Source organism: Mesorhizobium sp. M0340, from assembly GCF_040321535.1.
Lineage (GTDB): Bacteria > Pseudomonadota > Alphaproteobacteria > Rhizobiales > Rhizobiaceae > Mesorhizobium.
Genome location: NZ_JAMYRR010000016.1, coordinates 70,695 through 88,508 on the forward strand (window position 1 = coordinate 70,695; position 17,814 = coordinate 88,508).

Genomic DNA, 17,814 nt, shown 5'->3' on the forward strand with positions numbered 1-17,814 from the left:
CAGATTGCGCAAGAAAAATGGCTGTGAAACAGTTCTGATGAAGCGGAAGAAACGGGAGGAGTGATGCCGCTATCGGCCGAACGCCTGAATTCCAAACTTGCCAGCCTCGTGGCCGGCATGACCGGCTTGCGTCATGACGGGCGCTTCCATGAGCCGAATCTCGACGGCACTCCGGGCGACTATGTCAGCTTCGACAGCTGGGAATGGCCGCAAGGCGTCGGGCTCTACGGGCTGGTTCGGCTGTGGGCGCAGACCGGCGACGATCGGCTGCTGCAGACGATCGAGGCCTGGTACGATCGACGCATCGCGGTCGGTCTCCCGGCGATGAACGTCAACACCACCGCGCCTCTGCTGGCGCTAAGCGAATTGTGGCGACGCCGGCGCCAGCCGCGCTTCGAGCCGGTCCTGCGCGAATGGGCCGAGCAGGTAGTCACCGCCTTGCCGCGGACGCCCGAAGGCGGTTTCCAGCATGATGTTTCCGACCGGGTCAACGATGACGAATTGTGGGACGACACGCTGTTCATGGTGGCGCTGTTCCTCGCATCCTACGGCCAGGCTGCCGGCCAGCGCCGCTTCGTCGAGGAAGCGGAACGGCAATTCCTGGTTCACGCCCGTTATCTTGCCGATCCGGCATCAGGGCTGTGGTTCCACGGCTGGACGTTCGCGGGCCGGCACAATTTCGCCCGCGCGCTTTGGGCGAGAGGCAATGCCTGGATTACCGTCGGTATCCTGGAACTGGTGGAGTTCGCCGAAGTTGCGCCTTCGGTTCGGGCCTATCTGCTCGGCGTGCTGGAGACGCAGATCAACGCCCTACTCGAGGTGCAGGCGGGTTCGGGCGCCTGGCACACTCTGCTCGACGACCCGACGTCTTACGAGGAGATTTCTGCCACGGCCGGCTTCGGCTACGGCTTAATGAAAGCCGCGCGGTTCGGAATCGGCTCGACAGAGTGCCGTGCCGCCGGCCTCCGCGCCTTGGAAGCCGTGGTGGCCAACATCGATGACAAAGGTGTGGTTGCGAACGTGTCCTATGGCACACGCATGGGCGCCGACCTGCAATTCTATCGCGATATACCCATCCATCCGACGGGCTACGGGCAGGCGCTGGCCATTCTGTGCCTGACCGAAGGCGCGCGGCATCTGCAGTCGAAGGTGGAGGCGGCGTGATGCGGACGCTCTATGGCGCGTCGCCGGCCGATATTGCCGGCATGGACACGGACCGGCTGAGGGCCGAGTTCCTCGTCGACGGCTTGTTCCGGCCTGGCGCGATCGAATTCGTCTACACCCATGTCGACCGCATGATCGTCGGTGGCGCGGTGCCGCTGGCCAACCGGCTGGCATTCGGCAACGGGGCCGAAGTCGGCACGCCGCTCTTCTTTGACGCGCGCGAGATGGGCATCGCCAATCTCGGCGGCAATGGCGCGGTCGCGGTGGACGGCCGGCGCTTTCAGGTGGCTAACCGCGACATCGTCTATGTCGGACGCGGAGCGCGTGAGGTGACGCTGGAGAGCGACGATCCGGAGAGGCCGGCACGCTTCTACATGAACTCGGTGCCAGCCGGCGCCGATATTGCGCATCGGCTTATCGTCAGCAGCGAAGCCAAGCCGCTTGTGCTCGGCGATGAGGCCCGTGCGAACAGGCGCACGCTGCGTATGTACATCCATCCCGAAGTGGCCCCGTCCTGCCTCTTGCTGATGGGGATCACCGACCTCGCGCCGGGCAGTGTGTGGAACACCATGCCGCCGCATCTGCATGAGCGGCGCATGGAAGCTTATTGCTACTTCGACCTCGCCGAGGCCGACCGTGTGGTCCATCTGATGGGCCGGCCTGACGAGACGCGCCACCTGATGGTCGCCGACGGCGACGTCGTCCTGTCGCCTGCCTGGTCTATCCATATGGGTGCCGGCACCGGCCCCTATGCTTTCGTCTGGGGCATGACCGGCGAGAACCAGGCCTATACCGATGTCGATCCAGTTGCCGTGAAGGATTTGCGATGAGCGAGGCCGCGCAAGGCGTTCGGACGGACTTTACGCTGCGCCGGCCGCTCACGGCGGGGCAGCCTATCGTCTATTGGCGGCTCGGGTCCATCGCCGGGCAGCGCTACGACGTGGCCGACCAGCCCATGCAAGGCGAGATGGATCCCTTCTTCTTCCTGACCAAGCACAAGAATTTCATTCCGCATGAATATCCGTGCCGTACGCAGTTCGCAGCGGAACGCCGCGGCAAGCGACCACAGGTCAGCGCCGAATTCGGCGCCGAGCGCACCTGGCTGCCCTTCGCCTCACCACGCATCGACCTGTCGGGCTTCTGGTTTCGGCCGACGGTGCTTGGAACCTGGGCCGAGACCACCATCGAGGCGGCCTCGACTGGCGAGGCGCTGGTGCGGCTGCGCACATGCGGCGGCGCCATACTCTTTGCCAACGGTGGGGAAGCCGGCTGGATGGCGCCCTACGGCCGCAATCTGGAAAGTGCCGCGCATTTCAAGATCGCGCTGAAGGCCGGCCGTAACGACATTCGCGTGTGGTTCGACGATCTCGCCGAGCGCGACGCCCGCTACTATTTCCAGCTCGACTATCTATCCGGTCCGGCTGCTTCGGTGGCACTGCCGATCGAAGTCGAGAGCGGCGTTGCCGATGCGATGGAAGCAGCCCTCGACGACATGCATTTCGAGCGTCCCGCCTATGACGGCGGCGAGGTGGCGCTCGTCACCGGCGTGGCCCTGCCGCGCGACGCGCAAGTCGAGGTCGAGATCGAAGGCGATTTCATGTCGATCGAGGCGCCGGTGCGCTTCGCCTTCGATCTGCCGGCGGGCCAGGCGCGGCTGCCGATCGCCGATACCGAGCAGCTGCCGGCCGACTTTCGCCATTTCAAGGTGACGCTGAGGGTCGCCGACCATGCCGTATCGCGTGTCTTCGGCGTCGAGATATGCCACGCGCGCCGTCAGGGCGATGCGCCAGAAACGCTTACCGCGCGTATAGATGAAGCCCTGCGCGAGGTCGCCGGTCACGCCGAGGCCGACACCGTGCGCGCGCTGGCGCGCCTGGCGATCGGACAGCAGGGCGCCGAGACCGACGCCATGATCGCCGGCACGCTGCCGGCGATCGAGGATTCTCACGATTGCGCCGACTTCATCCTGGTACCGCTGCTGTGGTGCCGCACGGCCTATGGCGATCGGCTGGAAGCGAGCCTGCGTGCGCGCGTCGACAACGCCATCCTCGGCTATCGCTACTGGATGGACGAGCCCGGCAATGATGTACAGTGGTACTTCTCCGAGAACCACGCGCTGCTCTTCCACACCGCCGCCTATATTGCTGGGGGCGTGTTGCCTGATGTGCGGTTCGTGCGGTCGGGCCGCCTTGGCCGCGAACAGTCCGCGGCTGGAGCCGCGCGTGTACGCGCCTGGCTCGACCATTTCGAGGCATGGGAGATGGCCGAGTTCAACTCGGCGCCCTACTTCCCGATCGACCTCAAGGGCCTGTGCGCGCTCTACGCGCTGGCCCCGGACAAGGACATCGCCGAACTTGCCGGCAAGGCAATCATACGCCTGCTTGAAGTCGTCGCGCGCTCGGCGCACCGCGGCATCCTCACCGGGGCGCAGGGCCGCTCCTATGAGCACACGCTGCGCGCCGCGCGTTCCCTGGAATTGTCCGGCATCTGCCGCATGCTTTGGGGCAAGGGCAATTACGGCATGCGCTTTCACGCGCTGCCGCAGCTGGCACTCTGCCTGCGGGATCACGATTTGAGCGTTCCGGACGGGTTGGCTGCAATTGCTTCCCTCACCGACGATACGGCGTGGGAATGGACTTTTGCGCAGGGACAAGACCGCTTCGCGCGGCTCTACCACTACAAGACGCGCGACCATGCGATGGGCAGCGCCGCTGGCTACCGCTGGAACCAATGGGGCTATCAGGAAACCGTCATTCACGCCCGGCTGGGCAAGAATCCGGATGCGCAGATCTGGATCAACCACCCCGGCGAAGTGCTGCAGTCGGGATATGGCAGACCATCATATTGGGGCGGCTCAGGCACTTTGCCCCGACTTCATCAATACCGCGACCTCGCCATAGTCAGCTTCTCCTGCTCGGATGAACAGCCCGACTTTACACACGCCTGGTTCCCCGCAAGTGCCTTCGATGCCGTGCAAGTTGGTGGCGATCGGGCGTTCGCACAATCTGGCGACGCCTTCGTTATGCTGAAGACGGATGTTCCGCTCACACAGGTCGTGGCCGGCCCGACCGCCGGCAACGAGTTGCGGGCGGCGGGACGCAGGACGACATGGATCGTCCGCCTCGGTGATCGGAATGCCAATCTGCCGGCGCTCGACGCCTGGGCGGGCGCCTTTGCCGGCCTGTCGGTGCGGTCGGGTCCCGACGGCGAGTTGACCGTCGAGGATCCGGAGTACGGCACGGTGCATTTCCTGGCCGACGCAAGGATCGTGGCTGAAGGACGTACACTCGATCCGACCAACTGGACCGTGCGCGGCGAGGCGATGCGCATGAAGCACAGAGAGTAGGGAGGAAATCGGCTGCGACGCTCAAGAGGAGAGGGCGTGGCGGCTTGAACCATCGGGGCGCCGCCCTGGTAAAGGAGGAGACGAAGCATGAATAAGACCCGCACTTTGCTGGCCGCGCTATCGGTCAGCCTGCTCGCATCGACCAGCGCGTTTGCCGGCGACGTGCGCATCATGTGGTATTCGGACGGTGTCGAGGGCGATGTCATCCAGGACATTCTGAACCGCTTCATGAAGGACAATCCCGACATCCACGTCACGCTCGACAACGTCGCCTACAAGGTGATCCAGGAGCAGCTGCCCATCCAGCTCGAAGCCGGCCAGGGGCCGGACATCGCCCGCGTCACGAACATCAAGGAGCTTGCCCAGCACTGGCTCGATCTCAGGCCACTGGTGGCCGATCCGAAATATTGGGAGGCCAATTTCGCTGACACGCTGGACTGGATGCGCCCCGATGGCTCCAACGCCATCCCGGGTTTCATGACCCAGCTCACGCTCACTGGCGGCTTCGCCAACAAGACGCTGTTCGAACAGGCCGGCGTGCCGCTGCCCGGTGACAAGGCGACCTGGGACGACTGGATCGCCGCCGCCGCCGAGGTGGCGAAGAGCCAGCAGCTTCCGGCTGCCTTCGCCATCGACCGTTCCGGTCACCGCATTTCGGGTCCGAATGTCTCCTTCGGAGCGAACTATATCGGCCCCGATGGCATGCCGGCGAAAGTGGACGACGGCACCAAGGCGTTCGTCGGCAAGCTCGTCGACTGGACCGCCAAGGGCCTGATGCTGAAGGATACCTGGGTGTCGGCGGCAGGCTCGACCTATCGCGCGGCCGCCGACGACTTCATCAACGCCCAGATCCCATTCTACTATTCGGGCAGCTGGCAGGTCGCCAATCTGTCGACCAAGATCGGCGATAGTTTCGACTGGGTGGCAACCGGCTCGCCCTGCGGTACCGCAGGATGTTCGGGCGTGAAGGGCGGCGCGGCGCTGGTTGCCATCAAATACACCAAGAATCCCAAGGACGTCGCCAAGGTCATGGATTATCTGGCCCGTGAAGACGCGGTGAAAGAATTCAGCGAGCGCACGCTGTTTCTGCCCGCGCACAAGGGCGTCGTAGACAAGGGCGGGCTGAAATGGGTCTCGGCCGACAAGAACGTCGGTCCGGCGCTCGACAAGTTCGTCAAGGCGGCGGGTGAAACCCTGCCGGCGGCCGATGCGCTGCCGCCGTGGAAGTGGGCCAACGCTTACTTCGCCGCGCTGGTGACGCGCGTCAGCCAAGTGATGGCCGGCGAACTCAGCCTCGACGATGCCTGGGGCAGGATCGACCAGGATATCGCCGACAAGGTTGCCGAGGCGAAGTGACCGCCGCCGCGACACTGAAGGCATGGACTGGCGCCGCGCTCGCGGCGCCGGTCGTCTGGCTGGCATCGATCGTCAACGTGCCGCTGAAGTTCTGGCAGCGCGCGACGGGCACCGGTGGCATGGCCGCGTTCTTCCTCGCCCCAAACATGGCGATCTTCGGCATTTTCGTCCTGGTGCCGATGATCATCAACTTCTTCTATTCGGCCACGTCGGGAACGGCCTACTTCCTGCAGGACCGAACCTATGTGGGGCTCGAGCAATACCAGCGGCTGCTCGATTGCGGCAACTACCTGGACACTGCCACTTGCCATGAGGATCTCTTCTGGAAGGCCGTGCACAATACGGGCCTGTTCGTCGTCGTGCAGGTGGCGCTGATGACGGTCGTGTCGATGGCGACAGCGCTGATTCTCAACCGCGAGATCGTCGGGCGCAGCTTCTGGCGCGCGGTGTTCTTCTTTCCGGTGCTGCTGTCGCCCGTCGTCACCGGCCTGATCTGGCGTTGGATCCTCCAGCGCCAAGGCCTGCTCAACCTGATCGTCCATGATCTGGGCGGCGAGCCGCACAACTGGCTGACGGACCGTTTCTGGGCCTTCACCGCCGCCGTCAGCGTTTCGGTCTGGGCACATATGGGCTTTTACACGCTCATCCTGCTTGCCGGATTGCAGGCGATCCCGCGCGACCTTTACGAAGCGGCCGAGATGGACGGCACGAAGCCGGCGCGGGTGTTCTGGCGCATCACGCTGCCGCTGCTGATGCCGAATCTGCTTGTCGTCATCGTACTGACGCTGATCCGCGCCGTGCAGATCTTCGACGAAGTCTATGTGCTGACGGGTGGAGGGCCGGGAAGTTCGACCCTCTATATCACGCAGTATATCTATGAGATCGGCTTCGCCTCCCTGTTGCGCAATCCGGGGCTGGCTTCGGCGGCTTCGATCCTGATGGGGTTGGTGCTGGTCGTACTCACCCTGGTTCAGCTGCAGGTCGGACGCCGGGGTGAGCGGAAAGGAGCCCGCGAATGAGCCGGGTCGTGACATTCCTGACCCGCCGGCGCGGCGGTCGCGGCTGGCACTGGACGGATATCGTGAGCTGGCTGTGGCTGCTCGGCGGCGTTGTCATCATGTTCGGTCCGGCCATCTGGCTGGTGGGTTCGTCATTCAAGACGCCGGCACAGCTCGCCGAGTTCCCGCCGACCATAATGCCTTATGTCAGCCAACAGGCGAGGGTCGAAGGCTACGACAAACCGCTGACCCTCTACAAGGTGAAGCTACCGGATGGTTCGACCAAGGTGCTGGCCGAGGTGCGGCGCATCGGCATCATGGCGCAGATGGTGGACCCGCAGGCGCCGAACGATGTCGTGAAGATCAACATCGCCGACCGGCAGCCGGTGCGCGAAATCGGCTTCGCGACGGAGAACTACACCGAGCCCTTCGTCCATTTCGACTTCCTGCGCTATCTGCGCAATTCGATTTTTGTGACGGCAATGGCGACGCTGATCACGCTGCTCACCAATTCGATGGCCGCCTTCGCCTTGTCGAAATACAAGTTCCGCGGCCGCGATCTGACGATGCTTGTTATCGTCGGTACGCTGATGGTGCCGCTGTCGGTCATCCTGGTGCCGCTCTATTCGGTGGTGGGTGCCGTTGGGCTGCTCGATTCGCTGTGGGGCGTGATCTTGCCGACCGTGGCGACGCCAACCGGCGTCTTCCTGCTGCGCCAATATATGCTGACCATCCCCGACGAGCTGCTCGATGCGGCGCGCATGGACAACGCTTCCGAATGGCAGATCTACTGGCGCATCGTATTGCCGCTTGCAGCACCGGCGCTCGCCGTGCTGGCGATCTTCTCGGTCGTCTGGCGCTGGAACGACTTTCTGTGGCCGCTGGTGGTGCTGTCGCGCAAGGAACTCTACACACTCCAGGTCGGCCTCAACACCTATGCCGGCCAGCTAAACGTGCAGTGGCACTACATCTTGGCGATGACCGTGGTGACGATGATCCCCGTCGTCCTCGTCTTCGTCTTCCTGCAGCGTTACATCACTTCCGGCATTGCCGGCACCGGGCTGAAGTGAGGATGTCATGGGACGGATAACGCTGACCAACATCGATCGCGCTTACGGCAAGATGAAGATCTTGCACGGCATCAACCTCGACGTCGGTGACGGCGAGATGCTGGTCCTCGTCGGCCCGTCGGGTTGCGGCAAGTCCACGTTGCTGCGGCTGATTGCCGGGCTCGATCGACCGACCGACGGCAAGATCGAGATCGACGGGGTCGACGTCACCAACGTTTCGGCCGCGCAGCGCGGTCTGGCAATGGTGTTTCAGTCTTACGCGCTCTATCCGCACATGAGCGTGCGCCAGAACCTCGCCTTCGGCCTCGAAAACATCCGTATGCCCAAAGCCGAGATCGACGCGCGGATCACGGAAGCGACGCGCATGCTGGAAATCGCTCCCTATCTCGACCGCCGGCCCGGTCAACTGTCGGGCGGCCAGAAGCAGCGCGTGGCAATCGGCCGTGCGGTGGTGCGCAATCCGACCGCCTTTCTACTCGATGAACCGCTGTCCAACCTCGATGCCGAACTGCGTATCACCATGCGCGCTGAACTGGCGGGCCTGCACCGGCGGCTGGCAACCACGATGATCTACGTCACCCATGACCAGATCGAGGCGATGACGCTGGCGGACCGCATCGTGGTCATGCGCTCGGGGCGGATCGAACAGGTCGGCCGGCCGCTCGATCTCTACAACGCTCCGGCCAACCTGTTCGTCGCCGGCTTCATCGGTGCGCCGCGGATGAACCTGCTGCCGGTGAAGGTGCGTTCGGCAAGCGGCGCCGAGGTGCGTGTCGAAGGTCCAGGCGGGCTCTCAGCCTCGATCGCGGCCGATGGGGTCGCGCTGAAACCGGGAGACGACGCGACGCTTGGCATCCGGCCACACGACATCCAACTTTCGAATGGCAGCAAGGGATCGGTGGAAGCGCGGGTAACGCTGGCCGAGGCGTTGGGACCGGAAACCGTTGTCCACGCCACCATTGCCGGCGACAGCAAACTGATCGCCGTTCTCAAGCAGCAGGGCGTTGAAACGCAAGGGCCGCCGATCAACCTCGCTCTGCCGCCGGAGCGCATGCATCTCTTCGATGCCGCCGGGCTGCGCGTTCCACCGCGTTAGCCTCGCGCGAGGCCATCGTTAGGGCCTCGTAGCGGCGATATCTCCGCGCAATACATGGATTTCCATGAGATGCAGCCGAGGCATGGCGGAACTAGATTTAGGCGGTGAGTTCGCCTGTCCAGATATTGAAAACAAGTGCTATATCAAGCGCTGACCCTCCCCAGGCTTTTTTGTCCGACAGGAGAAGCCAATGACAGCAGCGTCCAACTCACTTGGCGAAATCGACCCCGAAGCAACGCTCGCGCTGCAAATCATCGAGAGCATGCCCGGCCACGCGTGGGCAGCCGATGCCGCCGGAAGATTCACCTATGTCAGCCCAAACACCCTGGCGTTCCTCGGCAACGCGCATGAGGATCTCAACACTTCCGAAGACGACGATGAGTTCGGCTGGCGTCGAGCTGTCCATCCCGACGATTATGATCCTGTAGCCGCCAGATGGCGGCATTGCCTCGAAACCGGCGATCCCTATGATACCGAGCATCGTCTGCGGCGCGCCGATGGCGTCTATCGCTGGTTTCGAAGCTCAGGACGACCTTTTCGCGATAGCCAGGGGCGCATCATTCAATGGTACGGCACGACAATAGACATTGAGGATCAGAAGCGGGCCGAGTCAGCATTGCGCGACCGGGAGCGGGAACTCTCGCAGCTCGTGGATATGGTCCCGAGTCACATCTGGCGGCTCGATCCCGACGGCGAGCCGATCTTCTTCAATGGGCGCATGGTTGACTTTCTTGGCCTCGACGTAGCGGATCTGGACCGACCGGGCATGAGCCGGCTGGCGGCGATGATACAGGCCGCCGTTCATCCGGACGACGCGGCAGCATTCGGCGATGCACTCCGTGGTTGCTTCGCTACCGGTGCGAGCTTCGCCATGCGCTATCGCCTGCGCCGTGCCGATGGCGTCTATCGCTGGATGTCGAGCCGGGCGGAGCCGATGCGCGATGACGCCGGCCGCATCGTCCAGTGGTACGGCCTCTGTCACGATATAGACGATCAGATGCACGCCGAAGCGGCGTTGCGGCAGAGCGAGCAACAACTTCGGCACATGATCGACGCCGTGCCGGTCCGTATCTGGAGCGTGATGCCGACCGGCGGGCCGGTCTACTTCAACAAGCGATACCAGGACCATTTCCGCTCCGTTATCGCGAACTTTGACGCGCTCGGCGAGCCGGGAATCGAAACGTTGCTGCACGAGGTGATTCATCCCGAAGATGCTCCCGAGGTGCAGCGCACGTTGCTGAGGTGTTTCGAAACTGGCGGCGGCTCCGCGATGCGGTTTCGCTGGCGCGAAAAAGACGGCACCTATCGCTGGGCTGAGTGCAGGGTCGAGCCGCGGCGCGATGACGACGGAACGGTCGTGCAGTGGTACGGGGTTTCTCTCGACATCGACGATGAGGTGCGCGCGCAGGCGGCGTTGCGCAAAAGTGAGCGGCGCCTTCAGCAGCTTATCGACACCGTGCCCGCTTTGATCTGGAGTACGACACCGGAAGGGACGCCATCCTACGTCAACAAGCGGTTCACCGATGTAACCGGGGCCACGCTCCATGACATCACGGCCCCGGACGGCTCGCCGTCGCTGAGCGTCATCCATCCAGACGATATCGACACCGCACGGCAGGCGATCCGCCATTCATTCGCAACGGGCGTGCCTTACGTTCAGAGATATCGCCAACGGCGGGCCGACGGCGGCTATCGCTGGACCGAGACTCGCGCCGAGCCGCTGCGCGACGAAGATGGCAGCATTCTCCAATGGTACGGTGTGAGCGTCGACATCCATGACCTGGTGACCACGCAAGCGGCGTTGCACGACCGGGAACGAGAGCTCTCGCAACTCGTCAACATGGTTCCGAGCTACCTCTGGCGGCTGTCTCCCAACGGTGAGCCGACCTTCTTCAACAAGCGCCTGATAGATTTTCTCGGCCTGGACATAGCGGACGCGGAAAAGCCGGACATGAGCCTGCTGGCGGCCTTCATTGCCACCGTCGTCCATCCCGACGATGCAGCCAGCCTGAAGGAAGCACTCGACAGCTGCTTTGCCACCGGCGAGCGCTTCTTCATGAGGTATCGCCTGCGCCGTGCCGATAGCGTTTATCGTTGGATGGAGGGCCGCGCGGAGCCGCTGCGGGATCACGGCGGACGCATTGTCCAGTGGTACGGTCTTACGCACGACATCGACGATCAGCTGCGCGTCGAAGCGGCGCTGCGCGAGAGAGAACGCGCTCTCTGGCAGCTCGTTGAAACGCTGCCGGCAATGATCGATTGCGCCGCGCCGGATGGCGAACCGATATATCGCAGCCAGCAGCTCCGCGAATTCCTCGGATACAATCTTGAGGAATTGGACGAAGCGGGAAAGTCGCGGCTGGCTGGCACACTCGACGCCGGTGTTCATCCGGACGACCTGACAGGTGTCAAAGAAAGATATGCCCATTGTCTGGCCACAGGCGAGCCGTATGCGCGACGGCACCGTCTGCGGCGCTTCGATGGTGAATATCGCTGGGTCGAGACGCGTGCCGCGCCGATGCGCAATGCTGAAGGCGCCATAGTGCAGTGGAACGTTATCTGCCTCGACATCGAAAATGAGGTGCGGACACAAGAGGAGCTTCGACTGGCACAAGAGAGACTTGCGCGTGCGAGTCAGGCGGCGAGCCTTGCCGAACTCTCCGCATCCATCGCTCATGAGGTGAACCAGCCGCTGGCCGCCATCGTCGCCAACTCGAACGCATGCCACCGTTGGCTGTCCGCCGAGCCCCCGAACGTCGAGCGCGCGAAGATCACGGCCGAGCGCATCATCCGCGACGCCAACTCGGCGGCGGATGTCGTCAGCCGCATCCGTGCCTTGTTCAGACCTTCGCTTGAAATGAGAACCAGCACGCCGATCCCCAGCGTCGTTGCGGAAGCCCGTGACCTTATGGCCGAGGAAGCCATGCGGCGTCGCGTTCGCATGGACATCGACGTCGAAAGCAACCTTCCGCTGGTTGCGTTCGATCGCGTCCAGATCCAGCAGGTCCTGGTCAACCTCATTCGCAACGGCATGGAGGCGATGGACACCACCGCGGGCGACAAGGTTCTTGGGATGCGCGTGCACCGGATAGAGGACACGATCCAGACCGAGGTCAGCGACCGAGGCCCGGGTATCGAACGTCCTAACAAGATATTCGAGCCGTTCTTTACAACGAAAGGGAACGGGATGGGCATGGGGCTCGCGATCTCCCGTTCGATCATCGAGTCTCACGGCGGCCGCCTTTGGGTGGAAAATAGCGTGCCGCGTGGGGCGACATTCATCTTCACCCTCCCGGTTGAAGCGAAAGCTGCGCAATAAGTCGGGCGACACCTCGGCCACCGGCGGCGCTCAGTAAGGCTTGGTTTTTCGGCTCTCGGTGAAGGGGCGCCGCCGCCCTGTGCAATGCATGGATTTCCATGAGGTGCGGTTGGGGCGTGGCGGGATTAGGGTGGCGACGTGAGTCCGTCAGCCCAGTCCAGCTATCAAGAACAAGTGCTACACGAAGCGCCGACAATCTCCAGACTTTGTTTGTCCGTCAGGGGCACCCGATGACGATAGCGCCCAACTCACTTGGCGAGACCGATTCCAACGCAACGCTCGCGTTAACGCATGAGTTGGACCGATCCGGACCGGGAAGTGGCCGACCTTTCGCGACGAATGAACCGGGCCTGATTCGCGGCAACATGATCAGCGATCTTGAAAGAGGCAGGTTGTCGCGCGTCTGGTCGCACCGTCCTCAATTCTCGCATCTGGGGCTTTTTATTACGGCCTATGTCCTGGGCTGCGGCTTCGCCCAGTCGCTCGCAATCATACCTGGAACAGGGATTTCCATTTGGCCTCCGAGCGGGCTTTTCATCGCTACGCTTGTCTTCGCCTCCAGGTATAGCTGGCCGTGGTGGGTGCTGGGGGCCTGTGTGGCAGAACTGTTCAGCAACTTCTTGTGGTTCCACACTCCGCTGCCCGCGGCCTTCCTGATCTTTGCCGGCAATGCTCTTGAAGCGGTGACCGGGGCATGGCTTGTGAACCAGACCTGCAAGCGCCCAGTTCGGCTGGAAACGTTGCGGGACGTCCTCGCATTCGTCGTACTGGCCGCTGGAGTTGCGCCGGTTGCAAGCGCCACGGTCGGAAGTGCGGCGCTTGCGTGGTTTGGCATACAATCGCAAAGCTTTGCGACGGCTTGGCCGCTGTGGTGGATCGGAGACGCGACGGGAGTCCTGATCGTAGCGCCACTGGCGCTGGTCGTGTTCCAGAACTGGCGCGGCAAGGCGCAGCTCTCGGCAGCGCGGTGGATGGAAGCTTGCGTCCTAGGGCTGATCTTTCTTGGGATCGCCGCCCTTTCCTTGAGCGGCTATCTGCCGTTCGCCTACATCATCATGCCGCCTCTTCTTTGGGCCGCGGTGCGCTTTGAGTTCCGAGGCGCCGCCGTAGCATTGACCGTTCTCGCTCTGATCACGGCGGTATTCACGATATCCGGCGCCAGCCAATTTGCCGGCGATCCCGAGTCCCAGAAGCACAACCAGATCATGCTGCAGCTTTTTCTGGGCATCTCTGCATTTTCGGCGCTCGTCGTGGCCGCCATTTCCAGGCAGCATCAGGCGGCGGTGCTCACTTTGCGCCAAAGTGTGGAGACCTTGCGGGAGCGGGAGCGAGAACTCTCGTTGCTGGTCGAAATGATCCCCGCTCACATCGCCCGCATGGCGCCCAACGGCGAACCAACCTTCTTCAGCAAGCGCACGACAGACTATATCGGCCTCAACGACATCGCGGGCTGGGACAAGCCGGGCACGAGCCGCCTGGCGACCGTAGTCGCGGCAGCCGTCCATCCCGACGATGGACCCAGGATGAGAGAATGGCTCAGCCGCTCCCTCGCCACCGGCGAACCCTGTCCCATACGGTATCGCCTGCGTCGCGCTGACGGTGTCTACCGCTGGAGGGAAGGCCGCGCCGAGCCGCTGCGGAACCAGAGTGGAGCGATCGTCCAATGGTACACGGCCAGCATCGACATCGACGATGAGGTGCGCGCGCAGGAGGCATTGCGCGACCGGGAGCGGGAGCTCTCGCAGCTTGTCGACATGGTTCCGAGCCACGTTTGGCGCCTGACGCCGGACGGCGAGCCGACCTTTTTCAACAAGCGAATGGTCGACTTTCTCGGCCTTGACGTAACGGATTTGGACAAACAGGGCATCGGCCGGCTGGCGGCGATGATAGCGGCCACCGTCCATCCGGACGACGCAGCAGCATTCGGCGACACGCTCAGTCACTGCCTTGCTACCGGCGAGCGCTTCTCCATGAGGTATCGCCTGCGCCGCGCCGATGGCGTCTATCACTGGATGTCGAGTCGGGCAGAGCCGATGCGCGATCACGCTGGCCTGATCGTGCAGTGGTACGGCCTCTGTCACGACATAGACGATCAGATGCAAGCCGAAGAGGCGCTGCGGCGGAGCGAATTGCAGCTTCAGCAGATGATCGACGCTGTGCCGGTCCGCATTTGGAGCGCGGTGCCGACCGGCGGGCCGGTCTACTTCAACAAGCGATACCAAGACCATTTCCGCGCCGTCATCGCCAATGTCGAAACACTCGGAGAGCCGCGCATCGAGGAATTGCTGCAAGAACTGGTTCATCCCGAAGATGCTCCCGAGGTGCTGCGCACGTTGCTGACCTGTTTCGAAACAGGCGGCGGTTCCGCGATGCGGTTTCGCTGGCGCGAAAAAGATGGCTATCGCTGGGCGGAGTGCAGGGTCGAGCCGCGGCGTGATGAAGACGGGGCGGTTGTGCAATGGTACGGGGTTTCCCTCGACATCGACGAAGAGGTGCGCGCGCGGGAAGCGCTGCGACAAGCCTCCGACAAACTCGCGCAAGCCACTCAGGCTGCAAGTCTCGCCGAGCTTTCCGCTTCGATCGCGCACGAGGTGAATCAGCCGCTGGCCGCGATCGTCGCCAATTCCCATGCATGCCACCGTTGGCTGGGCGCCGTCCCGCCGAACGTCGAACGTGCGAAGATTACGGCCGAGCGCATTATCCGGGACGCCAATTCGGCGGCGGACGTCGTCGGCCGCATCCGCGCGCTGTTCAAGCAATCCACCGAGACGAGGACCAATGCGGCGCTCAGCAGTGTCATCGCAGAAGCACGCGACCTCGTGACCGAGGAAGCGATGCGGCGGGGCGTTCGCATCAGCGTTGATGTCGAAAGCGACATTCCGCTAGTCGCGCTCGATCGCGTCCAGATCCAGCAGGTTCTGGTCAATCTCGTTCGCAACGGCATGGAGGCGATGGACTCTGGTGCGGATGACGGAGTTATCAGCATCCGCGTGCGCCATATCGGGGATGTTGTCCAGACCGAAGTCAGAGATCGCGGCCGGGGCGTCGAGTTTCCCGACCGGATATTCGAAGCGTTCTTTACCACGAAAGAGCAAGGGATGGGCATGGGACTGGCGATCTGCCGTTCGATCATCGAGTCCCACAGCGGGCGTCTATGGGTCGAGAAGAACGAACCACGTGGAGCGACGTTTATCTTCACGTTGCCGGTTGAAATGGAAGCGGCGTCATGACGACGGACGGCCAAATTGTCTTCATCGTAGATGACGATGAACGCATCCGCGAGGCGCTCAGTGAGCTGCTGGCCGCACATGGCATGCGCGCCGCAGCGTTCGGATCGGCGGGCGATTATATCCGCGCTGACAAGCCGGACGTCCCTGCCTGCCTCATCCTCGATATCGAGTTGCCGGATATTAACGGCCTCGATCTGCAGCGGCAGATTGCCGAGGGCGATCATCCGCCGATCGTTTTCCTGACAGGACATGGCGATATCCCGTCCTCGGTGCGTGCGATCAAGCACGGCGCCGTGGATTTCCTGACCAAGCCCTTCAGCGATGCAGACCTCATGGCCGCAATCCATGCGGCGATTGCCCAGGATCGGGTACAGCGATCGGAGCGCGCCGAGCTGGGCGTGTTGAAGCAACGTTATCTTGAGCTGACGCCGCGCGAACGTGAGGTGCTGCCGCTGGTGGTCAGCGGCCTGCTCAACAAGCAGGCCGCCGCTGAACTAGGGATCAGCGAAGTTACGCTGGAAATTCATAGAAGGAACGTCATGCAGAAGATGATCGCGGCGTCGCTCGCCGACCTAGTGCGCATCGCCGAGCGATTGGGAATACCGATCACGCACTCGCGCCGGGCAGGGGGGAGCTGAGGGTGAGCAAGCGGAGGCCTGTCGTTGCGATTGTCGACGATGACCCAAGACTGCTCGAGTCGCTGGAGGACCTCTTGGAGTCCGCCGGCTATGTGGCCCGCAGCTTCTCGTCGCCGGGGGCATTGCTGGTCAGCGGCCTGTCTGGATTGGACATGCTCATCACCGACATCGGGATGCCCGGCATGGACGGCTTTGAACTTCGTGACCTGGTCAAGAAGGCGCGTCCGGACCTGCCTGTGTTCCTGATCACCGGTCGCCACGAGATAGTGGATCAGCACCGCGCCAAGGGCATTGGCGGGCTTTTCTGCAAGCCCTTCGATGGCCAGGCCCTGCTTGCGGCGATCGGCGATGCTTTACGCAACCCAAAAACGGAGCCTAAACATGACAGTTGACCAATTGCCATTACGGAGATCGACGCCGTCATCACAGCAGCGGAGGGCTGAAGCCGAGCAGCCGCTTGTCATTATTGTTGATGATGATGCCTCTGTTCGGGAGGCGCTGTCGGAATTGATCCTGTCGGCGGGTTTCCTGCCGGTCAGCTTTACCTCGACCCGCGAATTGCTTGACGCCGATGTGTTGGAAAGTCCCGGCTGCTTGATCCTCGACGTGCGCATGCCGGGGACGAGCGGTCTCGATCTGCAGCACCATCTTGCGAAAAACGGCAACCCCAAACCCATCATCTTCCTGACCGGGCATGGCGACATCCCGATGACTGTCCAAGCGATGAAGGCCGGCGCCGTGGACTTTCTCACCAAGCCGGTGCGGGATCAAACGCTGCTTGACGCCGTGATCACGGGCATTGCGGTGGACGCCAAGCGGCGGGCGGATGCGGTGATCGTCAAGCGCAATGTAGAGCGGGTCGAGACGCTGACGCCGCGCGAGCGCGAGGTTCTGCGAGAAGTGGCGCGCGGACGCCTCAACAAGCAGATCGCCTTCGACCTCGGCATCAGTGAAGTGACGGTCAAGCTGCATCGCGGCAATGTCATGCGCAAGATGGAGGCCGCTTCCATCGGCGAGCTGATCAGGACATGGGAAACGCTGCCCGCGCCGATGCGCCAGGCCTAGAATTTGGCACAAGCCGATCCGTGCCCCATCCAATAGGATCGCCCGGCGCGCCCGGCTGCTTCAGGCTGCGGGAAATTGCTTCCTCTGCGCGCCCCAGGCCTTCCTGCTGTCGGTACGCTCGTGCTGATGCGGGTGATCCTGATGTACATCGGTGGTCCTGTTGGGTGTTTCGCGGCAAGGCCCGCGCCAACATCGGTTACCATTGAGCGGCGCTCCTTGGCGGCCCCAGCCTGACCGACAAACTCGCAACATTCCATGCAACAACTGACGCCGGCCATGCCGCATCGGTCCCCGCGCCGCTACCCAAGCCTAAATTGACGTGTGTCTATAAGAGCTTGCCTTAGCCCGCCCCTATCCTCGGCGTGCCTGCCCTGCACCTTGGCATCGTATGACAGATGCTTCGGTAGAATAGGTTCGCGGCCCGGATCGGTGCATCCTGTTCCTCGCAAGCCATCACGACCGTCGCGTTTCTACCGCTCCTCGCTCGCTCCTCCCCGAACGCGACCGCACAGGCCGACTCGACGGTCGTGAT

Annotated in this window: 12 protein-coding genes; all 12 read left to right on the forward strand. The window is 63.0% G+C overall.

All coding sequences use genetic code 11. The annotated features are described in order from the left end of the window. The first annotated feature begins 63 nt into the window (after positions 1-63). The 12 genes from bglB to NKI79_RS22195 all read left to right on the forward strand — a co-directional run bounded on the left by bglB (position 64) and on the right by NKI79_RS22195 (position 17,282). Positions 64-1,164, forward strand: a complete 1,101-nt coding sequence (gene bglB / locus NKI79_RS22140) for a beta-galactosidase BglB (protein WP_352804436.1) — start codon at positions 64-66, stop codon at positions 1,162-1,164. Beyond that, the gene (kduI, locus tag NKI79_RS22145) at positions 1,164-1,994 is read left to right on the forward strand and encodes a 5-dehydro-4-deoxy-D-glucuronate isomerase (RefSeq protein ID WP_352804439.1); all 831 of its coding nucleotides are present in this window, start codon (positions 1,164-1,166) and stop codon (positions 1,992-1,994) included. The genes bglB and kduI overlap by 1 nt, the downstream gene beginning before the upstream one ends. After that, the gene (locus tag NKI79_RS22150; RefSeq protein ID WP_352804442.1) at positions 1,991-4,510 is read left to right on the forward strand and encodes a hypothetical protein; all 2,520 of its coding nucleotides are present in this window, start codon (positions 1,991-1,993) and stop codon (positions 4,508-4,510) included. Before kduI ends, NKI79_RS22150 begins: the two co-directional genes overlap by 4 nt. An 87-nt stretch (positions 4,511-4,597) precedes the next feature. Beyond that, complete coding sequence (locus NKI79_RS22155; RefSeq protein WP_352804445.1) at positions 4,598-5,866, forward strand: ABC transporter substrate-binding protein; 1,269 nt, start codon at positions 4,598-4,600, stop codon at positions 5,864-5,866. Beyond that, entirely contained in the window at positions 5,863-6,885 is a 1,023-nt protein-coding gene (locus NKI79_RS22160) for a carbohydrate ABC transporter permease (RefSeq protein WP_502909841.1), read from the forward strand. The genes NKI79_RS22155 and NKI79_RS22160 overlap by 4 nt, the downstream gene beginning before the upstream one ends. Continuing rightward, on the forward strand, positions 6,882-7,934 hold the full coding sequence (locus NKI79_RS22165) for a carbohydrate ABC transporter permease (protein ID WP_352804447.1): 1,053 nt from the start codon (positions 6,882-6,884) through the stop codon (positions 7,932-7,934). Before NKI79_RS22160 ends, NKI79_RS22165 begins: the two co-directional genes overlap by 4 nt. Before the next feature lie 7 nt (positions 7,935-7,941). Further along, positions 7,942-9,030 (forward strand): ABC transporter ATP-binding protein, encoded by a 1,089-nt coding sequence (locus NKI79_RS22170; protein ID WP_352804450.1) that lies wholly within the window; start codon positions 7,942-7,944, stop codon positions 9,028-9,030. A gap of 190 nt (positions 9,031-9,220) precedes the next feature. Further along, entirely contained in the window at positions 9,221-12,349 is a 3,129-nt protein-coding gene (locus tag NKI79_RS22175) for a PAS domain-containing protein (RefSeq protein ID WP_352804452.1), read from the forward strand. A 365-nt stretch (positions 12,350-12,714) separates the two neighbouring features. After that, positions 12,715-15,579, forward strand: coding sequence for a sensor histidine kinase (locus NKI79_RS22180; RefSeq protein WP_502909844.1), 2,865 nt, complete (start codon positions 12,715-12,717; stop codon positions 15,577-15,579). Further along, positions 15,576-16,217, forward strand: a complete 642-nt coding sequence (locus NKI79_RS22185; protein ID WP_352804455.1) for a response regulator transcription factor — start codon at positions 15,576-15,578, stop codon at positions 16,215-16,217. Before NKI79_RS22180 ends, NKI79_RS22185 begins: the two co-directional genes overlap by 4 nt. Before the next feature lie 2 nt (positions 16,218-16,219). Beyond that, complete coding sequence (locus NKI79_RS22190; protein ID WP_254818501.1) at positions 16,220-16,609, forward strand: response regulator; 390 nt, start codon at positions 16,220-16,222, stop codon at positions 16,607-16,609. Beyond that, positions 16,599-17,282: a response regulator transcription factor gene (locus tag NKI79_RS22195; RefSeq protein WP_254818664.1), complete on the forward strand. Its 684-nt coding sequence runs from the start codon at positions 16,599-16,601 to the stop codon at positions 17,280-17,282. The genes NKI79_RS22190 and NKI79_RS22195 overlap by 11 nt, the downstream gene beginning before the upstream one ends. Positions 17,283-17,814: the final 532 nt, after the last annotated feature.

What these genes read in the sequence shown, in the direction of transcription:
- NKI79_RS22180 (WP_502909844.1), top strand. Translation starts at nt 12,715, where the DNA reads ATGATCAGCGATCTTGAAAGAGGCAGGTTGTCGCGCGTCTGGTCGCAC.
- NKI79_RS22195 (WP_254818664.1), top strand. Translation starts at nt 16,599, where the DNA reads ATGACAGTTGACCAATTGCCATTACGGAGATCGACGCCGTCATCACAG.
- NKI79_RS22150 (WP_352804442.1), top strand. Translation starts at nt 1,991, where the DNA reads ATGAGCGAGGCCGCGCAAGGCGTTCGGACGGACTTTACGCTGCGCCGG.
- bglB (WP_352804436.1), top strand. Translation starts at nt 64, where the DNA reads ATGCCGCTATCGGCCGAACGCCTGAATTCCAAACTTGCCAGCCTCGTG.
- NKI79_RS22185 (WP_352804455.1), top strand. Translation starts at nt 15,576, where the DNA reads ATGACGACGGACGGCCAAATTGTCTTCATCGTAGATGACGATGAACGC.
- NKI79_RS22170 (WP_352804450.1), top strand. Translation starts at nt 7,942, where the DNA reads ATGGGACGGATAACGCTGACCAACATCGATCGCGCTTACGGCAAGATG.
- NKI79_RS22175 (WP_352804452.1), top strand. Translation starts at nt 9,221, where the DNA reads ATGACAGCAGCGTCCAACTCACTTGGCGAAATCGACCCCGAAGCAACG.
- NKI79_RS22155 (WP_352804445.1), top strand. Translation starts at nt 4,598, where the DNA reads ATGAATAAGACCCGCACTTTGCTGGCCGCGCTATCGGTCAGCCTGCTC.
- NKI79_RS22165 (WP_352804447.1), top strand. Translation starts at nt 6,882, where the DNA reads ATGAGCCGGGTCGTGACATTCCTGACCCGCCGGCGCGGCGGTCGCGGC.
- kduI (WP_352804439.1), top strand. Translation starts at nt 1,164, where the DNA reads ATGCGGACGCTCTATGGCGCGTCGCCGGCCGATATTGCCGGCATGGAC.